Origin of the sequence: Acetobacter sp. DmW_125128, from assembly GCF_008704325.1 — a bacterium.
Classification (GTDB): domain Bacteria; phylum Pseudomonadota; class Alphaproteobacteria; order Acetobacterales; family Acetobacteraceae; genus Acetobacter; species Acetobacter oryzifermentans.
The window spans coordinates 1-15959 of the sequence record NZ_VHOP01000013.1; the positions used below are offsets into that span (position 1 = coordinate 1).

Here is a 15959-nt window from a genome sequence, read left to right on the forward strand (position 1 = left end):
AAAACGGGAAAAACAGTCAGCACACGCAGACACAAAGTACAACCCTCACGTGCCACTCTCAGGGCTTAACTGACGACACGCCCTAGGAACTTCCAGCATAGCAGTCTGTATCTTGTCGTGTCATGATCACTTTTGCGTGATTATATGCCTTTGCATGACACCACATGCAAGGCTTGAGATGCATTTACATTCTCAATTTACGCAAGGATAAAGTGATTAAAAATAAAATGTGTTATAACGCCTGAGCATACTCAAACGTTATAACACAACAGTAAAGGGCTAATAAAATCTAATCCAGCAATGCTTTATTATATAATCTCTAGCAGCATTAAATATCTGATTGTGATTTGCGCGAAAACGCCATGAAAAAACATGTAATAACCGCGATAAACCCAACATATATGAAAAATATCGTAAGATTATAATAAATAACCGCTACAAGCGAAATAATGGCACCAAGCAACGCGATAGCTGGCAAAACCGGATACAACGGTGCCCGATAGGGGCGAGACAAAGCAGGTTCTTTCAGGCGCAAACGAAACAAGCTGATCATACTCAGCAGATACATAGTCAAAGCGCCAAACACAGACATCGTAACCAATGTGGCCGTTAAAGACTGCCCATTGATAGAGATAATGTCATCCGAAAAGATAGCTGCAATCCCGATACTGCCACCAGCCAGCGTGGCCGTATAAGGCGTTTTGAAACGTGGATGCAACTTGCCCAACACAGCAGGCAAGAACCCTGCACGCGCCAATGCAAATATCTGCCGACCATACCCCATGATAATACCATGCAAGGAGGCAACCAAACCAAACAGCCCCAGCCACACCAACATGTGCAACCATCCGCTGTTGCTGCCCACAACGGCCTTCATGGCTTGTGGCAAAGGATCATTCAAATTGGCAAGCGTATGCCAATCCCCCACACCACCAGCAAAAAGCATGACACCAAATGCCAATGAAACAAGCGTAAGCACACCTGCAATATAAGCGATGGGAATGGAACGGCGCGGATCTTTTGCTTCTTCTGCTGCCATAGCCACGCCTTCAATGGCCAGAAAAAACCAGATAGCAAATGGAATGGCTGCAAAAATACCGCCCATAGCTGTCCAGCCAAAATGCGGTGCAACGCCCCAGCCATTCTGCAGAAAGTTATGCCATGAAAAGGCTGGTGCCACGACCCCCATAAACACAAGAAGCTCTATAATGGCAGCTATTGTTACAAACAGTTCAAATGTAGCAGCAATATGCACCCCCACAATATTTAGTGTCATGAACACCAAATACGCTCCCAACGCCGCAACTTTAGGGGAAAGGTTTGGAAACTGCACATTCAGGTACGCGCCAATAGCCAACGCAATGGCTGGGGGGGCAAAAATAAATTCAACCAGCGTGGCAAGCCCTGCTAACAAACCACCCCAACGCCCCAATGCACGAAAACTATAAGCAAATGGGCCACCAGCATGCGGGATGGCACAGGTGAGTTCTGTAAAACTGAAGATAAAAGCCGTGTACATAATCGCCACAAAAACTGTGGCTACCAAAAACCCTAAAGTTCCAGCGGTACCCCAGCCATAGCTCCAGCCAAAATACTCCCCGGAAATAACCAGACCAACAGCAATACCCCATAGATGGAACGTGCTTAGAGATTTGTTGAGATGCGTTGAACCCTCACCCATGCTTCAGTACATCCTTTTGTGTCAGAGAATTATCAAGAAATCTTCGGTGTATTTTCGATTATTCCATTCTCTGGGGAAGAATCTTTCAAACCAATTCCTGTTTCTTTCAAACGCATGGCTTCCTGCATCAACCATGTGAGTTTGTCAGCCGCAGCAGACGTAGAAAGGCCATATGTATGAATATTTGAGAGACAGTTTCTGGAAGAATCTGGGCAGCCTACATAAGGCGCATATGTCAGATACACCCCCATACTGTCGGCAACACTTAAGCCGGGGCGCTCCCCAATCATCATGACAACAATTTTTGCGCCCATTGTCTGGGCAATTTCATCACCCAAAGCTACTCTGCTTTGCGTTGCCACAACCAAAGGTGCAATACGCCACCCCAGCAACCGTTTGCACATTGCCCGATACAGCGGCAGGGCTTCTTTCTGTATTGCAATAGAAGACAGTCCATCCGCTGCAACAAAGACAACATCCCAGTCTGCATGAGGCAAAACCTCAAGTGATGCGCCGTTCAGCTTGCGCCCCAGACCTGGACGGCGCAAATAAGTTTGCCGATCTGGTGCTTGGCTGGAAACGCAGATAATTGGCGCATCTCCCATTTCTGCTTGTAAATAGGCAATATCCAAAGGAATATGCACAGCATCCCGAGCCTTGGAATGTGATTCCTGAAACGCCAAAACATCTTTTGTGCATTGTGCATTTCCTGAACGACTCAAGCCAATTCTAGCCCGTGTAAACTGGCGTAAATCTTGCCAGTCATCACGGTTTTCTGGCATGGATGGTCCCGTAGAAAGCAGTTTTTTATCTATCATACTGCACCAACCAACTGCCCAAGGCGGGTTTGCCCCGGCGCCAGTTCCCGCATGCGGTTGTGCTTGCCGTCATACAGTTCCATTTGCTCTAACCATGTCGCAAATTCTGGAGCGGGCTTTAGCCCTAGTAAGTTGCGTAATGTCAGAATGTCATGAAACGAAAGACTCTGATAATTCAGCATCACATCATCAGCGCCTGGCACACCTATCAGAAAGGTAATACCCGCTGCGCCAAGCAGTACCATCAGGTTATCCATATCATCCTGATCCGCTTCAGCATGGTTAGTGTAACAGGCATCACACCCCATTGGCACACCTAACAGCTTGGCACAGAAATGGTCTTCCAAACCGGCACGGATAATCTGCTTACCATCATACAAATATTCAGGGCCAATAAATCCAACAACTGTGTTTACCAGTAAGGGATTATACGCACGCGCAACAGCATAAGCCCGCGCCTCTGCTGTTTGCTGATCCATACCATGATGCGCATTGGCTGAAAGAGCCGCCCCTTGGCCCGTCTCAAAATACATGACATTCTGGCCAACCGTGCCACGTTTAAGCCCTATCGCAGCATCTTGCGCTTCTGCCAGAATAGAAAGGTTAATTCCAAATCCTTCATTGGCCTTTTGTGTACCTGCAATAGATTGAAAAACCAGATCTACTGCTCCGCCCTTATTCATGATTTCCAATGTATTGGTTACATGCGTGAGCACACAGGTCTGTGTCGGAATATCATAGCGCTGGCGCGCATGATCCAACATATCCAGTAAAGCCATGCCATTTGCTACACTATCTGTCGCTGGGTTAATGCCAATAACAGCATCACCCATACCGTACAACAAACCATCTAGTGTTGACGCAGCAATTCCCTTAAGATCATCCGTAGGGTGATTAGGTTGCAAGCGAGAGGACAAACATCCTTCTAAACCAATGGTATTTCTAAAACCCGTGATCACACGAATTTTGCGCGTTACGCTCATTAAATCCTGATTACGCATCAACTTGCTAACTGCCGCAGCCATTTCTGGCGTGATACCCGGTGCAACAGCAGCAAGTGTTGCGGTATCAGCTTCGTGCGAGAGCAGCCAATCCCGAAACTGACCGACTGTCATATGTGCAAGCGGTGCAAAGGCAGCCTTATCATGCGTATCCATAATAAGGCGCGTCACCTCATCTTCCTCATACGGAACGAGCGCAACGTCCAAAAATGTCTGCAATGGTAGATCCGCCAAGGCATAACGTGCAGCTATGCGCTGTACATCCGACTGCGCCGCAACACCGGCCAACTGGTCTCCCGAGCGTTCGGATGATGCAACTGCCAGCAACGTTTTCAGATCATCGAAGCTGTATGTCTCACCTCCCAGAATGCAACGATACACCATTGAAGGAACTCCTTAGCTACACGCGAAAGAGATAGGACTCACTTTCTGCATGCATTAAAATCATATCTACTTCGGAATGATATCATATGGAAATGATTTGCGACTTGACTGCTCGCTACATATTTTTAACATTTCATAACAAAGCAGGCTGCAGATCACACTCTCGCTTTAAACAAAGGATAGCAATGTCTCCCCTGCCCGCCTTTTCTGCCTCTGGTGTTATGGCCGCCGCTGCTTCTGGCGCAGAAGGCTTTATTACAAGCCATGGGGGGGATATCGACCGCATTGCTGGCCGCGCTGGGTTGGCTCCGGGCAAATTAGCCTTGCCCACGGATATGCTAAACCTGAACGCGTATTGCCGCCTGTTTACTGAAGCCGCGAAGGAAACCCAGAACGGTAATCTGGGGCTATGGTTTGGGCAGCAGTTTCAACCACAAACATTGGGGTTAATCGGGTTTGTGGCGCTTCTTTCACCCACGGTAAAAGACGCCATTCATAACCTTGCAACGCATTTCATTTACCATCAAAGCTGCACGCACACACGCCTTGTGCGCCAAGGCAACCTATTGCAGCTTGAATACGCTATTACAGACCCAACCATTACAGAACGACGGCAAGATGCAGAACTTACACTAGGCATGTTTTGCAATGTGCTACGCTATGCTTTAGGGCCTGCGTGGCAACCAGAAGAAGTGCATTTTGCACATGCGCAACCTGAACAGGCGCATGAGCACCAAGATGCCTTTCAGGCTGCTATCTACTTTGACCGCCCAACCAATGCTCTTATTTTCCGTGATGTTGGTTTGGAATGCGCGATGCCAGACGCACAACCGCATACGCTGGAAATTGTAAAAGCGTCTCTTATCTCACTCTCTCGCAACGGATACAGCACACCTCATCCGCACATATCTTTTAAAGAGCATGTTTTGTTAGCACTTGAAGAAATTTTACCAGAAGGCGGCCATCTAACCCAATTATCTGCGCGCTTGAACATGCCGGTTTGGACTTTGCAGAGAAGACTTGCATATCTTGGAATATCTTATTCTGATCTGGTAGAAACCACGCGCTATAAACAGGCATGTGTGTTTCTACAACAACCAGAAAATGATATCAGCCAAATTGCCAGACTACTGGGATATTCAGAAACGAGTGCGTTCAGCAGAGCATTCCGCAAATGGAGCGGTGTTTCCCCACGAACATGGCGCCAGCAATACATGCCAGCGCCATCTTTCATCTAATATCAAAAAAATACTTTATAGATAGATATCTATCTATAAAGGCTGTCAAAAATACCACCGTTTGAGAAATGGTCTTTTTGTAGCTTTGTCCATCCCCCCAGACTAGCGACATCAAATGTTTCGACCTTTGGAAACACCTGCCCATAGTCCGCCAACACTGCCGGATCTACCGGACGAAAATAATGTTTGGCACCAATTTTTTGTCCTTCCGGACTAAACAAAAACTCCAAATATGCTTTGGCAACAGCTTCTGTACCATGTGCCTTCACATTTTTATCCACCAAAGAAACAGGAGGTTCTGCAAGAATAGTTTGTGAGGGTACGACAATATCAAACTGATCTGGCCCGATATCACGTGCTGCCATCAATGCTTCATCTTCCCACGCCAGCAAAACATCACCTAAATGGCGTTGTACGAAACTGTTTGTTGCGCCACGTGCTCCAGTATCCAAAACGGGAACATGCTTGAATAAGCTTTTAAGATAAGTTTTTGCTGCATCTTCTGAACCATTATTCTGATGCAACGCCCATCCCCACGCAGCCAGATAATTCCAACGTGCTCCCCCAGAAGTTTTAGGGTTGGGGGTAATAACCTGCACACCATCACGCACAAGATCTGGCCAATCCTTAATGTTTTTCGGATTTCCCTTGCGCACAAGAAAAACAATTGTGCTGGTATAAGGCGTAGAATTATGCGGCAAACGTGTTTGCCAATCTGTGGCAATCAGGCCTTTTTGTGCAAGTAAATCAATATCATAAGCTAAACCTAATGTGACCACATCTGCTGGCACACCTTCCAGAACAGAACGCGCCTGCGCGCCAGATCCCCCATGTGCTGTTTTTACAGTTACATTATCTTCTGGATGTGTCTGATGCCATGTATTTGCAAAAGCCTTGTCCACTTCAGCATATAATTCACGCGTTGGATCGTAGGATACATTCAGAAGGTTAAAAGAAGCAGCCTGCGCCTGTTTTACATGTACACCCAAGAAGGCACCACCCCCTAAAGCTGCAGCCCCAACAAGCAAGTGACGACGAGAAAAAGAAAAGGTTGTATTTTTCATGATTATGAGACCTTCAAACCAGTTTTTCAGAATGCCGCCTGCACGCGGCCAACAACTGCATTTCCATCGCGCCCAAACAGATTAACGCCACCAGATACGCCCTTGGAGCGTGATACAATAAAGTGTGCGTAATCCAACATCACCTTGATATGCCTATTAGGATACCAGTTAAATCCACCCTGCCAGACTGTTTGCTGGTTTCCGTTAATACCTGCTCCGCCTTGATTTTCCGTACCGTACAAGTCTGTTACACTCCAACGCCCGCTAACTTCCAGCGCGCCCCAATGGCCGGTTGCCGGATCAAAGTCATACGTTACGCCGGGTGTAGTAAATGCTGCCGTTTTCTCACTATAAGATCTTGGTGTTCCCAAAATTGTATAGTTTGCCGCCACATACCAACCATCAAAACCCAAAGACGGTAAATGAACAGTTTGCGCCTGATGGTCACGCTGTACGCCAATATGATAATATTCACCTTTCAGCAAAAAGCGCTTCCAACGCAAAGCCAACTGTGGCCCAGCGGCCCAGATTTGCGCAACATCTGTAAGGGCTCCTGATGTTAGCAAACTGGTTTCCCCCAAAGGCACTTCCATGTTGTCTGACAATTTCAACTGGCGTCCACTACTGTTTTCATTAACCTTGAATACAGAAGTTGCTCCAGCTCCCACATGCACATCTATATCCTTTGAGACATAAGGACGACCCGCTGCACGGATAACTGCGCCTGTCTGACTATCAACAATTGTGGTATCCTTGGAGCGATCCCCAAACTTCTGCCCCGTGAAATAGCCCGAAACAAGCCAGCGTTTTTCGTAATGCTCACCACCAACACTAAAGCGTGCCACACCACCAGCAAGGTTACGTACCAGATCCACAATAGTTGGACGTTCCAAAAATTCGAAAGCGCCTGAACGCTCCGCACTTTCTTCTTCCATACGCGGCTGAAAATACCCAACTGTAAGCGTTGTGTTCCGCAATCCTGTGTAGTTTAGGTTTGCTTCAAACAAGCCCACTGTTCCATCAACACTGCTAGACCCAAAATCTGGCGTTACGTTCACAACCCAGTCTTTATACCGCCATGAAAGATAGAGCCGCAGACGACGCGCATTTTGTGTTAATGAATTGAAATTCCCTTTGGTTTCTCCATTTCGTGGAGACATTCCAAAAAACCCACCCACATCTTCCTGAGCTAACAAGCCAATGGAAAATGCGTAGGCTTTATCATCCGAAGCAATAGTTGGGCGTCCTTTTGGAAAACCAACTTGAATGCCACCAATATGGACCGTTTCTTCCTTTGCAGAAGCAGCCTTAAACTCTGCCCAAGAAGCAACTGGGCCTTCCGGCAAAGCAGGATGCGCTTCCGAACCTGTGCGGGGGCCATGATGCACAGGATGAGAAGGTTCTTCTGCAAATACTGGCTGGGGCTCTTCTGGCCCAGCCGCCACAAGATGTGGATGCGAAGCACCAGATGCCACCTTGGCGGCATTTCCCTTACCCTGCGCAACATGCTCATAGCGCGCAACACGCATTTGCAAGCGATGAATTTCACCCTGCATATCACGGCGCATCATGGCCATTTCACGCCGCAAGGCTGCAACTTCAGACTCCGATGTTTCTGCATGCAATACGCATGGAAAAAACAGACCAGATATGGCTGTTGTCAGCAAAAAACCAGAGCGAACGGAACCAGTCATTAAGCGCCCCCAACAACCTTTTTGGTTGTTTTTATCCCACACGGGAAATACTTGTTGCTTTACTTGAATACAATTTTACGTATATTATTTCGAACCAAGAACTATTTAGCTTGCAGTATCCCTTCCTGTCAAAACATAAAACACTGTTTGGAAAGGTTTTTATTTCTGCATACACACAATAAATAGGCTTGGCTGTTGCAATACACGAAAACCTGTTTTTAGGCGCGCATTCCACCCCGCCCTTGGCCTACACGGCGAAACACACATGTAACAGACAATATTGGATTATCTGCCTGCGTAAATCTGCTGTTATGTAAAGATTTTACGCTTTCATGCGCCGCATAAAAACGACGCGTAGAACGGTCTGCTTCTAAAATAACAGTACCCAAAAAAGTACCGTTTACTTCGACAATCTGAGATTCCAGCATTTTAATGCCTCTGGATAAAGAAACACCCAGCCGGCAAACTGATTATCCGGCCAGATCAGAAAAAGAAAACAAGTGTATCTTCAGACACCTTGGCGGCACGACATCGAACCGCACAGCACATTCGTAAACAAACCGGATACATGCATATCACCCTTTGTGATTCTGCCGCGTTGTAACTTGAAAAGACATTATGTGCAAACACACAACTACGCAATAATAAACCATGAAAAATGGTTATTTTTTTTAACAACAAAATTTTTTGCATGTTAATTTTTTCTTTTTAATCAATGCATTAATAAAATTTCTCCGCTTAGAAAAATTTTTAGCTCACTGAGCATTTCCCTAAAGAATCGCGGAAAACCCTTAGCACGTATATTTTTCGTATTTTGTTATTTCCTGCGATAGGATAGGTTTTAATAACATTCAGCGTAAGGAAAGGCTCTGAAGACCCAGCATGGTTTGACCCCTAGAGTATGCTGCATGGCATATTCCATTTTCAAAACAAATCATATGTATAATGCGCCTCCACGATGGATTTATCTGCTTGCCCATGTTTTTTCTGCGCCGCCATACTCTACCCGGCTTTCCGCTTACCTTTGGCATCACGCTTTTATGGGTAGGATTGCTTGTTATTCTGCCCTTGTTGGCCCTTATATTACGCCCGTGGCAGGATGGTACAACGGCTATCTTGCAAACCCTGCATGATACCCGGGTATTTGCCGCCTTTCGTGTTAGCTTTGGTTGTGCGCTTTTTGCAGCTTTGCTTGATTTACCGTTAGGCATTCTGTTGGCGTGGACATTGGTGCGGCTTCGTCCGCCGGGTTATAAAATTATCAACGCCTGCATTGATCTGCCTTTTGCTATCCCCACAGCTGTAACTGGCATTACTCTTGCAACTTTGTACGGGCCTAATGGCTGGATGGGAAAGCTGCTAGCACATGCTGGTTTACAAGTGGCTTTTACACCAACTGGTATTGTTATTGCCCTGATGTTTGTGGGCCTACCATTTTTGGTACGCACCATTGAACCCGTATTACAAAATTTTCCATCAGAGATAGAAGAAGCAGCCTTCTTGCTTGGGGCAACGCCTTTTCAGAAATTTTATCGTGTTATTCTACCCGCCATTCTTCCTGCAACATTAAGCGGTTTTGGGTTGGCCTTTGCGCGCTGTATTGGTGAATATGGCTCCGTTATCTTTATTGCAGGCAATCAACCTTTCCGCAGTGAAATCGCCCCCCTGCTCATTGTAATGCGTCTACAGGAATTCGATTATTCTGGCGCAACAACTATTGCTGTTCTGCTTCTACTCACCGCTTTGGTTTGCTTGGGAGGTGTGAGTTTCTTACGCCTACGTGTTTCACGCGGACTTGTTATGGAAGAGGTAAAATGACAACCGCACGCTTTTCCATAAACCGCTTTATTCTTTGCGGGTGCAGTTACGCTGTTGTGCTGCTGATGCTTCTGCTGCCACTTGTGCTCATTTTTACAGAAGCACTCAGGCAAGGGTTTCATGCCGCCCTGTCTGCCTTGCTGGAACCGGATGCCCTCTCTGCTATTCGGTTAACCGTGTTTGTTACCGTAATTGTGACCGTAACAAACACACTTGGCGGCATTGCGGCAGCTTGGTGCCTGACAAAATATTCTTTTGTAGGCAAACGCTTTCTCATCATGTTGATAGAACTTCCTATCAGTGTATCCCCCGTCATTGCCGGTCTCATATGGCTATTGTTGTTTGGGCAGGAAGGTTGGTGGGGTAATTGGTTAGCTGCCCATAATATGCAAATTGCCTTTGCCGTGCCCGGCATCGTGCTGGCCACCCTGTTTGTAACGTTTCCTTACGTCACGCGTACTCTTATGCCCTATATGGAACAGCAAGGCCGCGATGCAGAAGAAGCCGCATTTTTGCTGGGTGCAAATTTCTGGCAAACCTTGTGGCAAGTCACCCTGCCAGATGCACGCTGGGCCCTGCTTTCTGGCATCCTGCTTACTACCGCCCGCGCCATTGGTGAATTTGGTGCTGTTTCCGTTGTTTCAGGCCATATCCCAGGTGTTACAGAAACCATGCCCTTACATATCGAAACACTTTACAATGGATATCAAACCGTAGCCGCCTTCAGCATGGCGGCACTTCTGGCCTTGTGTGCCATGAGCACAGTTTTGCTTCGCACAATATTTGAGCATTCTTTTAGGAAACAGCCTTCATGAGCGTTAACCTGCACTCTTTTACTCAATATGCTCCTGGTTCCACCCGTAAGATTTTGGATAATATCAATCTGACAGTTGAAGACGGCGCCTTTATTGCATTGGTTGGCCCTTCTGGCGCAGGCAAAACATCTTTACTACGCGCTATTGGTGGCCTGTCTCCGGTATATGAAGGGCAGTTGCTGATTGATAACCTCCCCATTGGTCATTCTGATCTTCCAAAACGCAAAACTGGCTTTGTTTTCCAGAACTATGCGTTGTTCAGGCATATGAGCGTGGCGCGCAATATTTCTTTTGGGCTTGATGTTCTGCCACGTAAGCAGCGCCCAGATCGCACAGCTATTGCGGCCCGCGTGCAAGACTTGCTTGAACTTATACAGCTTCCGCATTTGGCTGATGCCCGCCCAGATCAACTTTCTGGTGGACAACGGCAACGTGTTGCTCTGGCGCGCGCCCTTGCAACAGAACCCAAGCTGCTTTTGTTAGATGAACCCTTTGGAGCGTTAGACCCGATTGTACGCCGTACCATCCGCCGATGGTTACGAGAACTCCATGATAAGCTGGGGCTTACAACTATTCTGGTTACGCATGATCATGAAGAGGCCTTGGATATCGCTGATAGGCTTGTGGTTATGCAGGATGGTCGTATTGTGCAAGATGCTGACGCTGACACCCTGAATACCTCTCCGCAAACACCGTTTGTCATGCAGTTTCTGGGGGAAACACTCGAATTTGCAGGAGAAATACGAAAGGGAGAGTTTATCCCTGAAGATACAGATGCTCTGCCATTTCCGGTAACTGCAAAAAACGGAAAAACAACCGCATTTATCCGCCCCTGCGATGTGCAGTTTATAAGCGGCCAAGGTGCTGCGCGCATCCTTTCTCGTAGCCGCAACCCCAATGGGCTGTATCATTATACCGTGCAGACCACCGAAAGAACACTTGATATTACAACACCAATGCCAACAGAAATTTCTGAAGGTGAACAGTTCGGGTTGGGCATTTCACACGGCAAAATCTTCTCAAACCTTCTGTAAGATCAAGCTCTACCCACAAGCTGGATTGACAGCACTTATTTTATATGTTGCGTTAAAATAACGGTTGATATGCAAGAACTTAGATAACCTTTTGCATTTCTGTATAAATTGATTCTGTATTTTCAATTTATTGTGAAAATACAGAATTTCTATCTGCATGGAATGTTTGTATGCCAGACAAAACATCTACTCCGCACGCAACACCATCACATACATCAGAAGGTTATCACCGCGCCCTTAACAAACGGCAGATCCAGATGATCTCCATTGGTGGCGCTATTGGTACTGGCCTGTTTTTAGGCGCGGGTGGGCGCTTGCAGGCTGTGGGGCCTTCATTAGCTCTTATTTATCTGGTGTGCGGGATTTTTTGTTTTCTGATGCTGCGCGCTTTGGGTGAGTTGGTTATGTATCGCCCCACCAGCGGCAGCTTTGTTTCCTATACTTTAGAATTCCTGGGCCCCAAGGCGTCTTACATTGCTGGCGCCATGTCTTTTTTCAACTGGGCCATGACAGGCATTGTCGATATCACCGCCGTAGCACTTTACATGCATTTCTGGGGAACTTTTGCGCACATGCCCCAATGGGTATTTGCCATGCTGGCGCTCTTGCTCATAACCGGCATGAACCTGATTGGCGTGAAATGGTTTGGGGAAATGGAGTTCTGGTTTTCCCTTATCAAAATTGTCGCTCTGGTTCTCTTTCTTGTGATCGGAAGTGCCATTTTGGGCCTACGTGTGCCTGTAGATCACCACACAACAGGCTTGAACCTGATTACACAGCATGGCGGCTGGTTTCCCCATGGCATTCTGCCTGCGTTAGCACTCACGCAAGGGGTGATTTTTGCCTATTCAGGCATAGAAATGATCGGCACTGCCGCTGGTGAATGCCAAGATGTACGCACCGTTCTACCCACCGCCATCAATAATGTAATGTGGCGCATTGCCATTTTTTATGTTGGCACTGTTACTCTGCTGGTTCTTCTGCTGCCTTGGTCTGCCTATCAGGCTGGCACCAGCCCATTTGTAACATTTTTCTCACATCTGGGTATATCGGGCGTGGATACCATTATGAATATTGTGGTGCTTACGGCAGCACTTTCCAGCTTGAACTCTGGCTTGTATTCCACGGGCCGCGTTTTACGCGCTCTGGCACTTAATGGCTCAGCCCCGCGTTATCTGACGCATATGAGTAAGCAATCCGTTCCTTCGGCCGCCATTTTGACAACCGTGGGCATTTACCTTGTTGGCGTTTTTCTGAACTATCTGCTGCCTTCGCAAATCTTTGAAATTGTTCTTAATCTGGCCTCTCTGGGTATTATCAGCACATGGTGCTTTATCCTGCTTAGCCAGATCAAGCTGCGGCAAGCCATTAATGCTGGCCGTATTGCCCCCACCGGATTTGCCATGCCAGGCGCACCCTTTACATCTTGGGCAACTATTTTGTTTTTTTGCAGCATCATTGTGCTTATGGCGTTTGATTACCCAACAGGATCATTCTCTGTAGCCTGTATTCCTATCTTGGCCATCATCCTGTTTGTGGGCTGGAAAACTTTTAATCATAAACCCATTCATCCTGTTCCACCCACACAATCTTCCATCACGCTGACAGATGATTTACTGGGAACATCAGATATCCCAAGCAAGCCGGATTAACCCCCATACCCAACTTATTCTTGTGGTGTATCCTGTCTTGCAGGCTTTCTTCTTGAGATGAAACGGGCATCACCGTAATATATCCGCGACTGAAAGCGTGGTATTTTACCCGCGAACGATGCAATATTTATAGTAAGGTGGCCGTAAATGGAGTGGACCGAAGAAATTATCGCCCAGCTCAAGGCATTATGGGCGGAAGGTCTTTCAACGGCAGAAATTGGTAGGCGTCTTTCCATCACCAAAAATGCGGTTGTCGGAAAGGCGCATCGTTTGGGATTGCCACCACGGCCATCCCCCATTCGGCGCAATGCCAAACCCAAAACAGCAGAGAAAGCTGAAACCCCGGCAGCAGCCACTCCTGCTACGGCACAAACGGCAACGCCTGCCCAGCCTGTAAAACAGGCCGAAGCAGCCCCGGTAGGTGAAACAGAAAAACAGACAGCCACACCGCCTACGCCTGCCCGTTCAACTCCACCGGCTGCAACTGCCGCCCCTGTGGCAGAAGAAAAACCTGCAAAAAAGGAAAAGTCTGCGGCTTCTAGCAAAAGCAAGCCCAAGGCCCCTTTGCGCAGCATTTCTGATCCAGAACCCCAAAAGCGCCGCGGCCCATCTTGCTGCTGGCCGATCGGAGACCCCGGCACGCCGGGCTTCCATTTTTGTGGCGCCACCCCAATACCGGGCAAACCGTATTGTGAGGAACATGCGCAAATTGCCTATGTAAGGCTGCGTGACAGGCGCGATAACGTCGCCTAAATCTTGTTTTTCTAAAATAATAAACCCTATCCCCTGAAGGCCTTATACAACCGGCCTTCAGGGGCAAGTCAGGGGCGTTGTAATATCAGCCTTCGGCTGCTGCTGCGGGCTTTTCTGGAGCCGACGTTGCAGAAGCTGGCTTGGAAGCGGAATCACCGCTCAGCATTTCCAGCTGACCAGTAATCTGGCCGCCATCTTCAACCTTCAGACGATGGCAGGCAGCCTTACCCAACAAACGGCCACTACCCTGCAATGTCAGGCTACCACGCGCCGTCAGCGTGCCATCAACGGTGCCTGCAATTTCTGCATTTTCCACTTCCACACCACCGCGGAACAGGCCACCGGGCTTAACCACCAGTTCCTTGGCTGTAATCATGCTGGATTCAACAGTGCCTTCAACCACAAGGCGTTCTGCATCCTGCACGGTTCCCTGCACGCTAATGCCACGCCCAACCACCAAGGTGCGCTGTTCCGGCTCATCCTTTTTAGGCTGCTGAGGTTGCTGCGGCATACCACGCGCTGCGGCCGCACCAGGAAATGGCGGCATGCCCGCACCAGAAGGAAGAGGGGAACCGGAAGGAAGAGGCGCACGACCCATGGATGAGGTCTCCTTTACTGTATCAGGGCGGGGCGCAGGTTTTGCTGGCGTTCCCGCTGGATTAGAAGAAAAAATGGAACCAAACCCGCCAGCGGAACGCTGCGCGCCCGCCTGACTGGCGGAACCGGACTGCTCAGATGGCCGATTATCTTCGGGCTTACGTCTTTTAAACAAGAAAATCCCCCGCCTTGCTGGCTGTTCACTATTGGACGGGCCCCACTGCTCAGGCACCCGCCCGCATCAAACCGTCTCGCCATGTGCTCATTTTCTTATACAGCCAGGCGGTTCTGCGGCAAGCATTCCATACGCCCTAGTGTTGCCCTTTTTATGGCAGCACTGTAGCGAAACAGTTGGTATGTGAAATTTTTCAGGAAAATCTTCCGCTATCATGACTGTTTCAGATGTAAAATATGACATCCTCGGCATTGGTAATGCCATTACGGATATTCTTGCCCGCGTAGAACCCACTTTTCTACAAAAACAAGGCCTAACCCCTGGCAGCATGACGCTGATTGATGCAGACCGGGCCAATACATTGCAGGCTCTCCTTACTCCAGAGCAAATTATGGGTGGCGGTTCCGTGGCAAATAGCTGCGTTGTGGCAGCCCAGTTTGGCGCGCGTGTTGCTTATCTGGGTAAAGTTGCGCGGGATGATGCCGGTAAGCAGTTTACCGAAGATATGCGTGGCAATGGCATTACCTTTCCATCTGCGCCGTTGAACACCCAGGTTTTTGATAACCTGCCAACAGCACGTTGCATTGTTATGGTTACGCCAGATGGGCAGCGCACAATGGCAACCTATCTGGGTGCATGCACCTGCTTTACGCCAGAAGATGTGCTGCCAGACATGATTGCAGATTCCAGCATTGTGTATCTGGAAGGGTATCTGTTTGACCCACCGCATGCGCAGGAAGCATTCCGCCGCGCCGCAGCTCTGGCGCACGCAGCCGGGCGCAAAGTGGCTCTTTCTCTTTCAGACCCGTTCTGCGTTGGCCGTCACCGTCAGGCTTTTCTGGATCTTGTGAAGGGCCATGTAGACATTCTTTTTGCAAATGAGGATGAAATCTGCGCTCTGTACGAAACAGAAAACTTTGACGTTGCCGCACGCCATACCGCGCAAGACACAACCTTTGCAGCACTCACACGTTCCGGCTTAGGAAGTGTTGTGCTGCACGATGGACAGATGACCAAAGTTGCCCCCGTGCCAACCCAGGTTGTGGATACAACAGGTGCTGGAGATGCCTACGCCGCTGGCTTTATGGCGGGTCTGACATCTGGCCGCACATTGCCTGAATGTGGCCGTCTGGCTTCCGTTGCTGCTTCTGAAATTATCTCACACTACGGCGCGCGCCCACTTTCCAACCTGTGGGAAGAAATGGGCTTCTAAGCCTAACAGCTTTGTGCCTTCT

General features: G+C 48.2%; 14 protein-coding genes. 7 read left to right on the top strand and 7 right to left on the bottom strand.

Annotated elements, in window-relative coordinates; translation table 11 throughout:
* Positions 1 to 328: 328 nt before the first annotated feature.
* Genes eat through FKW19_RS05770 form a run of 3 tightly spaced genes read right to left on the bottom strand, consistent with a single transcriptional unit; the run spans position 329 to position 3884 of the window.
* Positions 329 to 1681, bottom strand: coding sequence for an ethanolamine permease (eat, locus tag FKW19_RS05760; protein ID WP_063353304.1), 1353 nt, complete (start codon positions 1679 to 1681; stop codon positions 329 to 331).
* 32 nt (positions 1682 to 1713) lie between these two features.
* The gene (eutC, locus tag FKW19_RS05765) at positions 1714 to 2499 is read right to left on the bottom strand and encodes an ethanolamine ammonia-lyase subunit EutC (protein WP_089178374.1); all 786 of its coding nucleotides are present in this window, start codon (positions 2497 to 2499) and stop codon (positions 1714 to 1716) included.
* The gene (locus FKW19_RS05770; protein ID WP_089178373.1) at positions 2496 to 3884 is read right to left on the bottom strand and encodes an ethanolamine ammonia-lyase subunit EutB; all 1389 of its coding nucleotides are present in this window, start codon (positions 3882 to 3884) and stop codon (positions 2496 to 2498) included. Before FKW19_RS05770 ends, eutC begins: the two co-directional genes overlap by 4 nt.
* 92 nt (positions 3885 to 3976) lie before the next feature.
* Between FKW19_RS05770 and FKW19_RS05775 the strand changes: the two genes are divergently transcribed.
* Positions 3977 to 5122 (top strand): AraC family transcriptional regulator, encoded by a 1146-nt coding sequence (locus FKW19_RS05775; RefSeq protein WP_193561082.1) that lies wholly within the window; start codon positions 3977 to 3979, stop codon positions 5120 to 5122.
* A gap of 29 nt (positions 5123 to 5151) precedes the next feature.
* Here the strand turns inward: FKW19_RS05775 and FKW19_RS05780 are convergent, their stop codons facing one another.
* The 3 genes from FKW19_RS05780 to FKW19_RS05790 form a co-directional block, all read right to left on the bottom strand.
* The gene (locus FKW19_RS05780; RefSeq protein WP_006116716.1) at positions 5152 to 6186 is read right to left on the bottom strand and encodes a sulfate ABC transporter substrate-binding protein; all 1035 of its coding nucleotides are present in this window, start codon (positions 6184 to 6186) and stop codon (positions 5152 to 5154) included.
* Between the two features lie 26 nt (positions 6187 to 6212).
* Entirely contained in the window at positions 6213 to 7880 is a 1668-nt protein-coding gene (locus FKW19_RS05785) for an OprO/OprP family phosphate-selective porin (RefSeq protein ID WP_035353879.1), read from the bottom strand.
* A 218-nt stretch (positions 7881 to 8098) separates the two neighbouring features.
* Positions 8099 to 8308, bottom strand: coding sequence for a hypothetical protein (locus FKW19_RS05790; RefSeq protein WP_006116714.1), 210 nt, complete (start codon positions 8306 to 8308; stop codon positions 8099 to 8101).
* 550 nt (positions 8309 to 8858) lie between these two features.
* Here FKW19_RS05790 and cysT point away from each other — a divergent pair.
* The 5 genes from cysT (at position 8859) to FKW19_RS05815 (ending at position 13952) form a co-directional block, all read left to right on the top strand.
* Entirely contained in the window at positions 8859 to 9698 is an 840-nt protein-coding gene (gene cysT / locus FKW19_RS05795; RefSeq protein WP_089179858.1) for a sulfate ABC transporter permease subunit CysT, read from the top strand.
* Positions 9695 to 10513 (top strand): sulfate ABC transporter permease subunit CysW, encoded by an 819-nt coding sequence (gene cysW / locus FKW19_RS05800; RefSeq protein ID WP_063353299.1) that lies wholly within the window; start codon positions 9695 to 9697, stop codon positions 10511 to 10513. The genes cysT and cysW overlap by 4 nt, the downstream gene beginning before the upstream one ends.
* Positions 10510 to 11547, top strand: coding sequence for a sulfate/molybdate ABC transporter ATP-binding protein (locus tag FKW19_RS05805; RefSeq protein ID WP_089178371.1), 1038 nt, complete (start codon positions 10510 to 10512; stop codon positions 11545 to 11547). Before cysW ends, FKW19_RS05805 begins: the two co-directional genes overlap by 4 nt.
* Positions 11548 to 11717: 170 nt before the next feature.
* The gene (locus FKW19_RS05810) at positions 11718 to 13199 is read left to right on the top strand and encodes an amino acid permease (protein WP_089178370.1); all 1482 of its coding nucleotides are present in this window, start codon (positions 11718 to 11720) and stop codon (positions 13197 to 13199) included.
* A gap of 147 nt (positions 13200 to 13346) precedes the next feature.
* Positions 13347 to 13952 carry a GcrA family cell cycle regulator gene (locus FKW19_RS05815; protein WP_006116709.1) on the top strand — a complete coding sequence of 202 codons (606 nt, stop codon included), beginning with the start codon at positions 13347 to 13349 and terminating at the stop codon, positions 13950 to 13952.
* 85 nt (positions 13953 to 14037) lie between these two features.
* Here FKW19_RS05815 and FKW19_RS05820 read toward each other — a convergent pair whose 3' ends face one another.
* Positions 14038 to 14781: a polymer-forming cytoskeletal protein gene (locus FKW19_RS05820; RefSeq protein ID WP_089178369.1), complete on the bottom strand. Its 744-nt coding sequence runs from the start codon at positions 14779 to 14781 to the stop codon at positions 14038 to 14040.
* 157 nt (positions 14782 to 14938) lie between these two features.
* Here FKW19_RS05820 and FKW19_RS05825 point away from each other — a divergent pair, with 157 nt between their 5' ends.
* Positions 14939 to 15937 (top strand): adenosine kinase, encoded by a 999-nt coding sequence (locus tag FKW19_RS05825; RefSeq protein WP_006116707.1) that lies wholly within the window; start codon positions 14939 to 14941, stop codon positions 15935 to 15937.
* The last annotated feature ends 22 nt before the right edge of the window (positions 15938 to 15959 follow it).

What these genes read in the sequence shown, in the direction of transcription:
- eat (WP_063353304.1), bottom strand. Translation starts at nt 1,681, where the DNA reads ATGGGTGAGGGTTCAACGCATCTCAACAAATCTCTAAGCACGTTCCAT.
- eutC (WP_089178374.1), bottom strand. Translation starts at nt 2,499, where the DNA reads ATGATAGATAAAAAACTGCTTTCTACGGGACCATCCATGCCAGAAAAC.
- FKW19_RS05770 (WP_089178373.1), bottom strand. Translation starts at nt 3,884, where the DNA reads ATGGTGTATCGTTGCATTCTGGGAGGTGAGACATACAGCTTCGATGAT.
- FKW19_RS05775 (WP_193561082.1), top strand. Translation starts at nt 3,977, where the DNA reads ATGATTTGCGACTTGACTGCTCGCTACATATTTTTAACATTTCATAAC.
- FKW19_RS05780 (WP_006116716.1), bottom strand. Translation starts at nt 6,186, where the DNA reads ATGAAAAATACAACCTTTTCTTTTTCTCGTCGTCACTTGCTTGTTGGG.
- FKW19_RS05785 (WP_035353879.1), bottom strand. Translation starts at nt 7,880, where the DNA reads ATGACTGGTTCCGTTCGCTCTGGTTTTTTGCTGACAACAGCCATATCT.
- FKW19_RS05790 (WP_006116714.1), bottom strand. Translation starts at nt 8,308, where the DNA reads ATGCTGGAATCTCAGATTGTCGAAGTAAACGGTACTTTTTTGGGTACT.
- cysT (WP_089179858.1), top strand. Translation starts at nt 8,859, where the DNA reads ATGTTTTTTCTGCGCCGCCATACTCTACCCGGCTTTCCGCTTACCTTT.
- cysW (WP_063353299.1), top strand. Translation starts at nt 9,695, where the DNA reads ATGACAACCGCACGCTTTTCCATAAACCGCTTTATTCTTTGCGGGTGC.
- FKW19_RS05805 (WP_089178371.1), top strand. Translation starts at nt 10,510, where the DNA reads ATGAGCGTTAACCTGCACTCTTTTACTCAATATGCTCCTGGTTCCACC.
- FKW19_RS05810 (WP_089178370.1), top strand. Translation starts at nt 11,718, where the DNA reads ATGCCAGACAAAACATCTACTCCGCACGCAACACCATCACATACATCA.
- FKW19_RS05815 (WP_006116709.1), top strand. Translation starts at nt 13,347, where the DNA reads ATGGAGTGGACCGAAGAAATTATCGCCCAGCTCAAGGCATTATGGGCG.
- FKW19_RS05825 (WP_006116707.1), top strand. Translation starts at nt 14,939, where the DNA reads ATGACTGTTTCAGATGTAAAATATGACATCCTCGGCATTGGTAATGCC.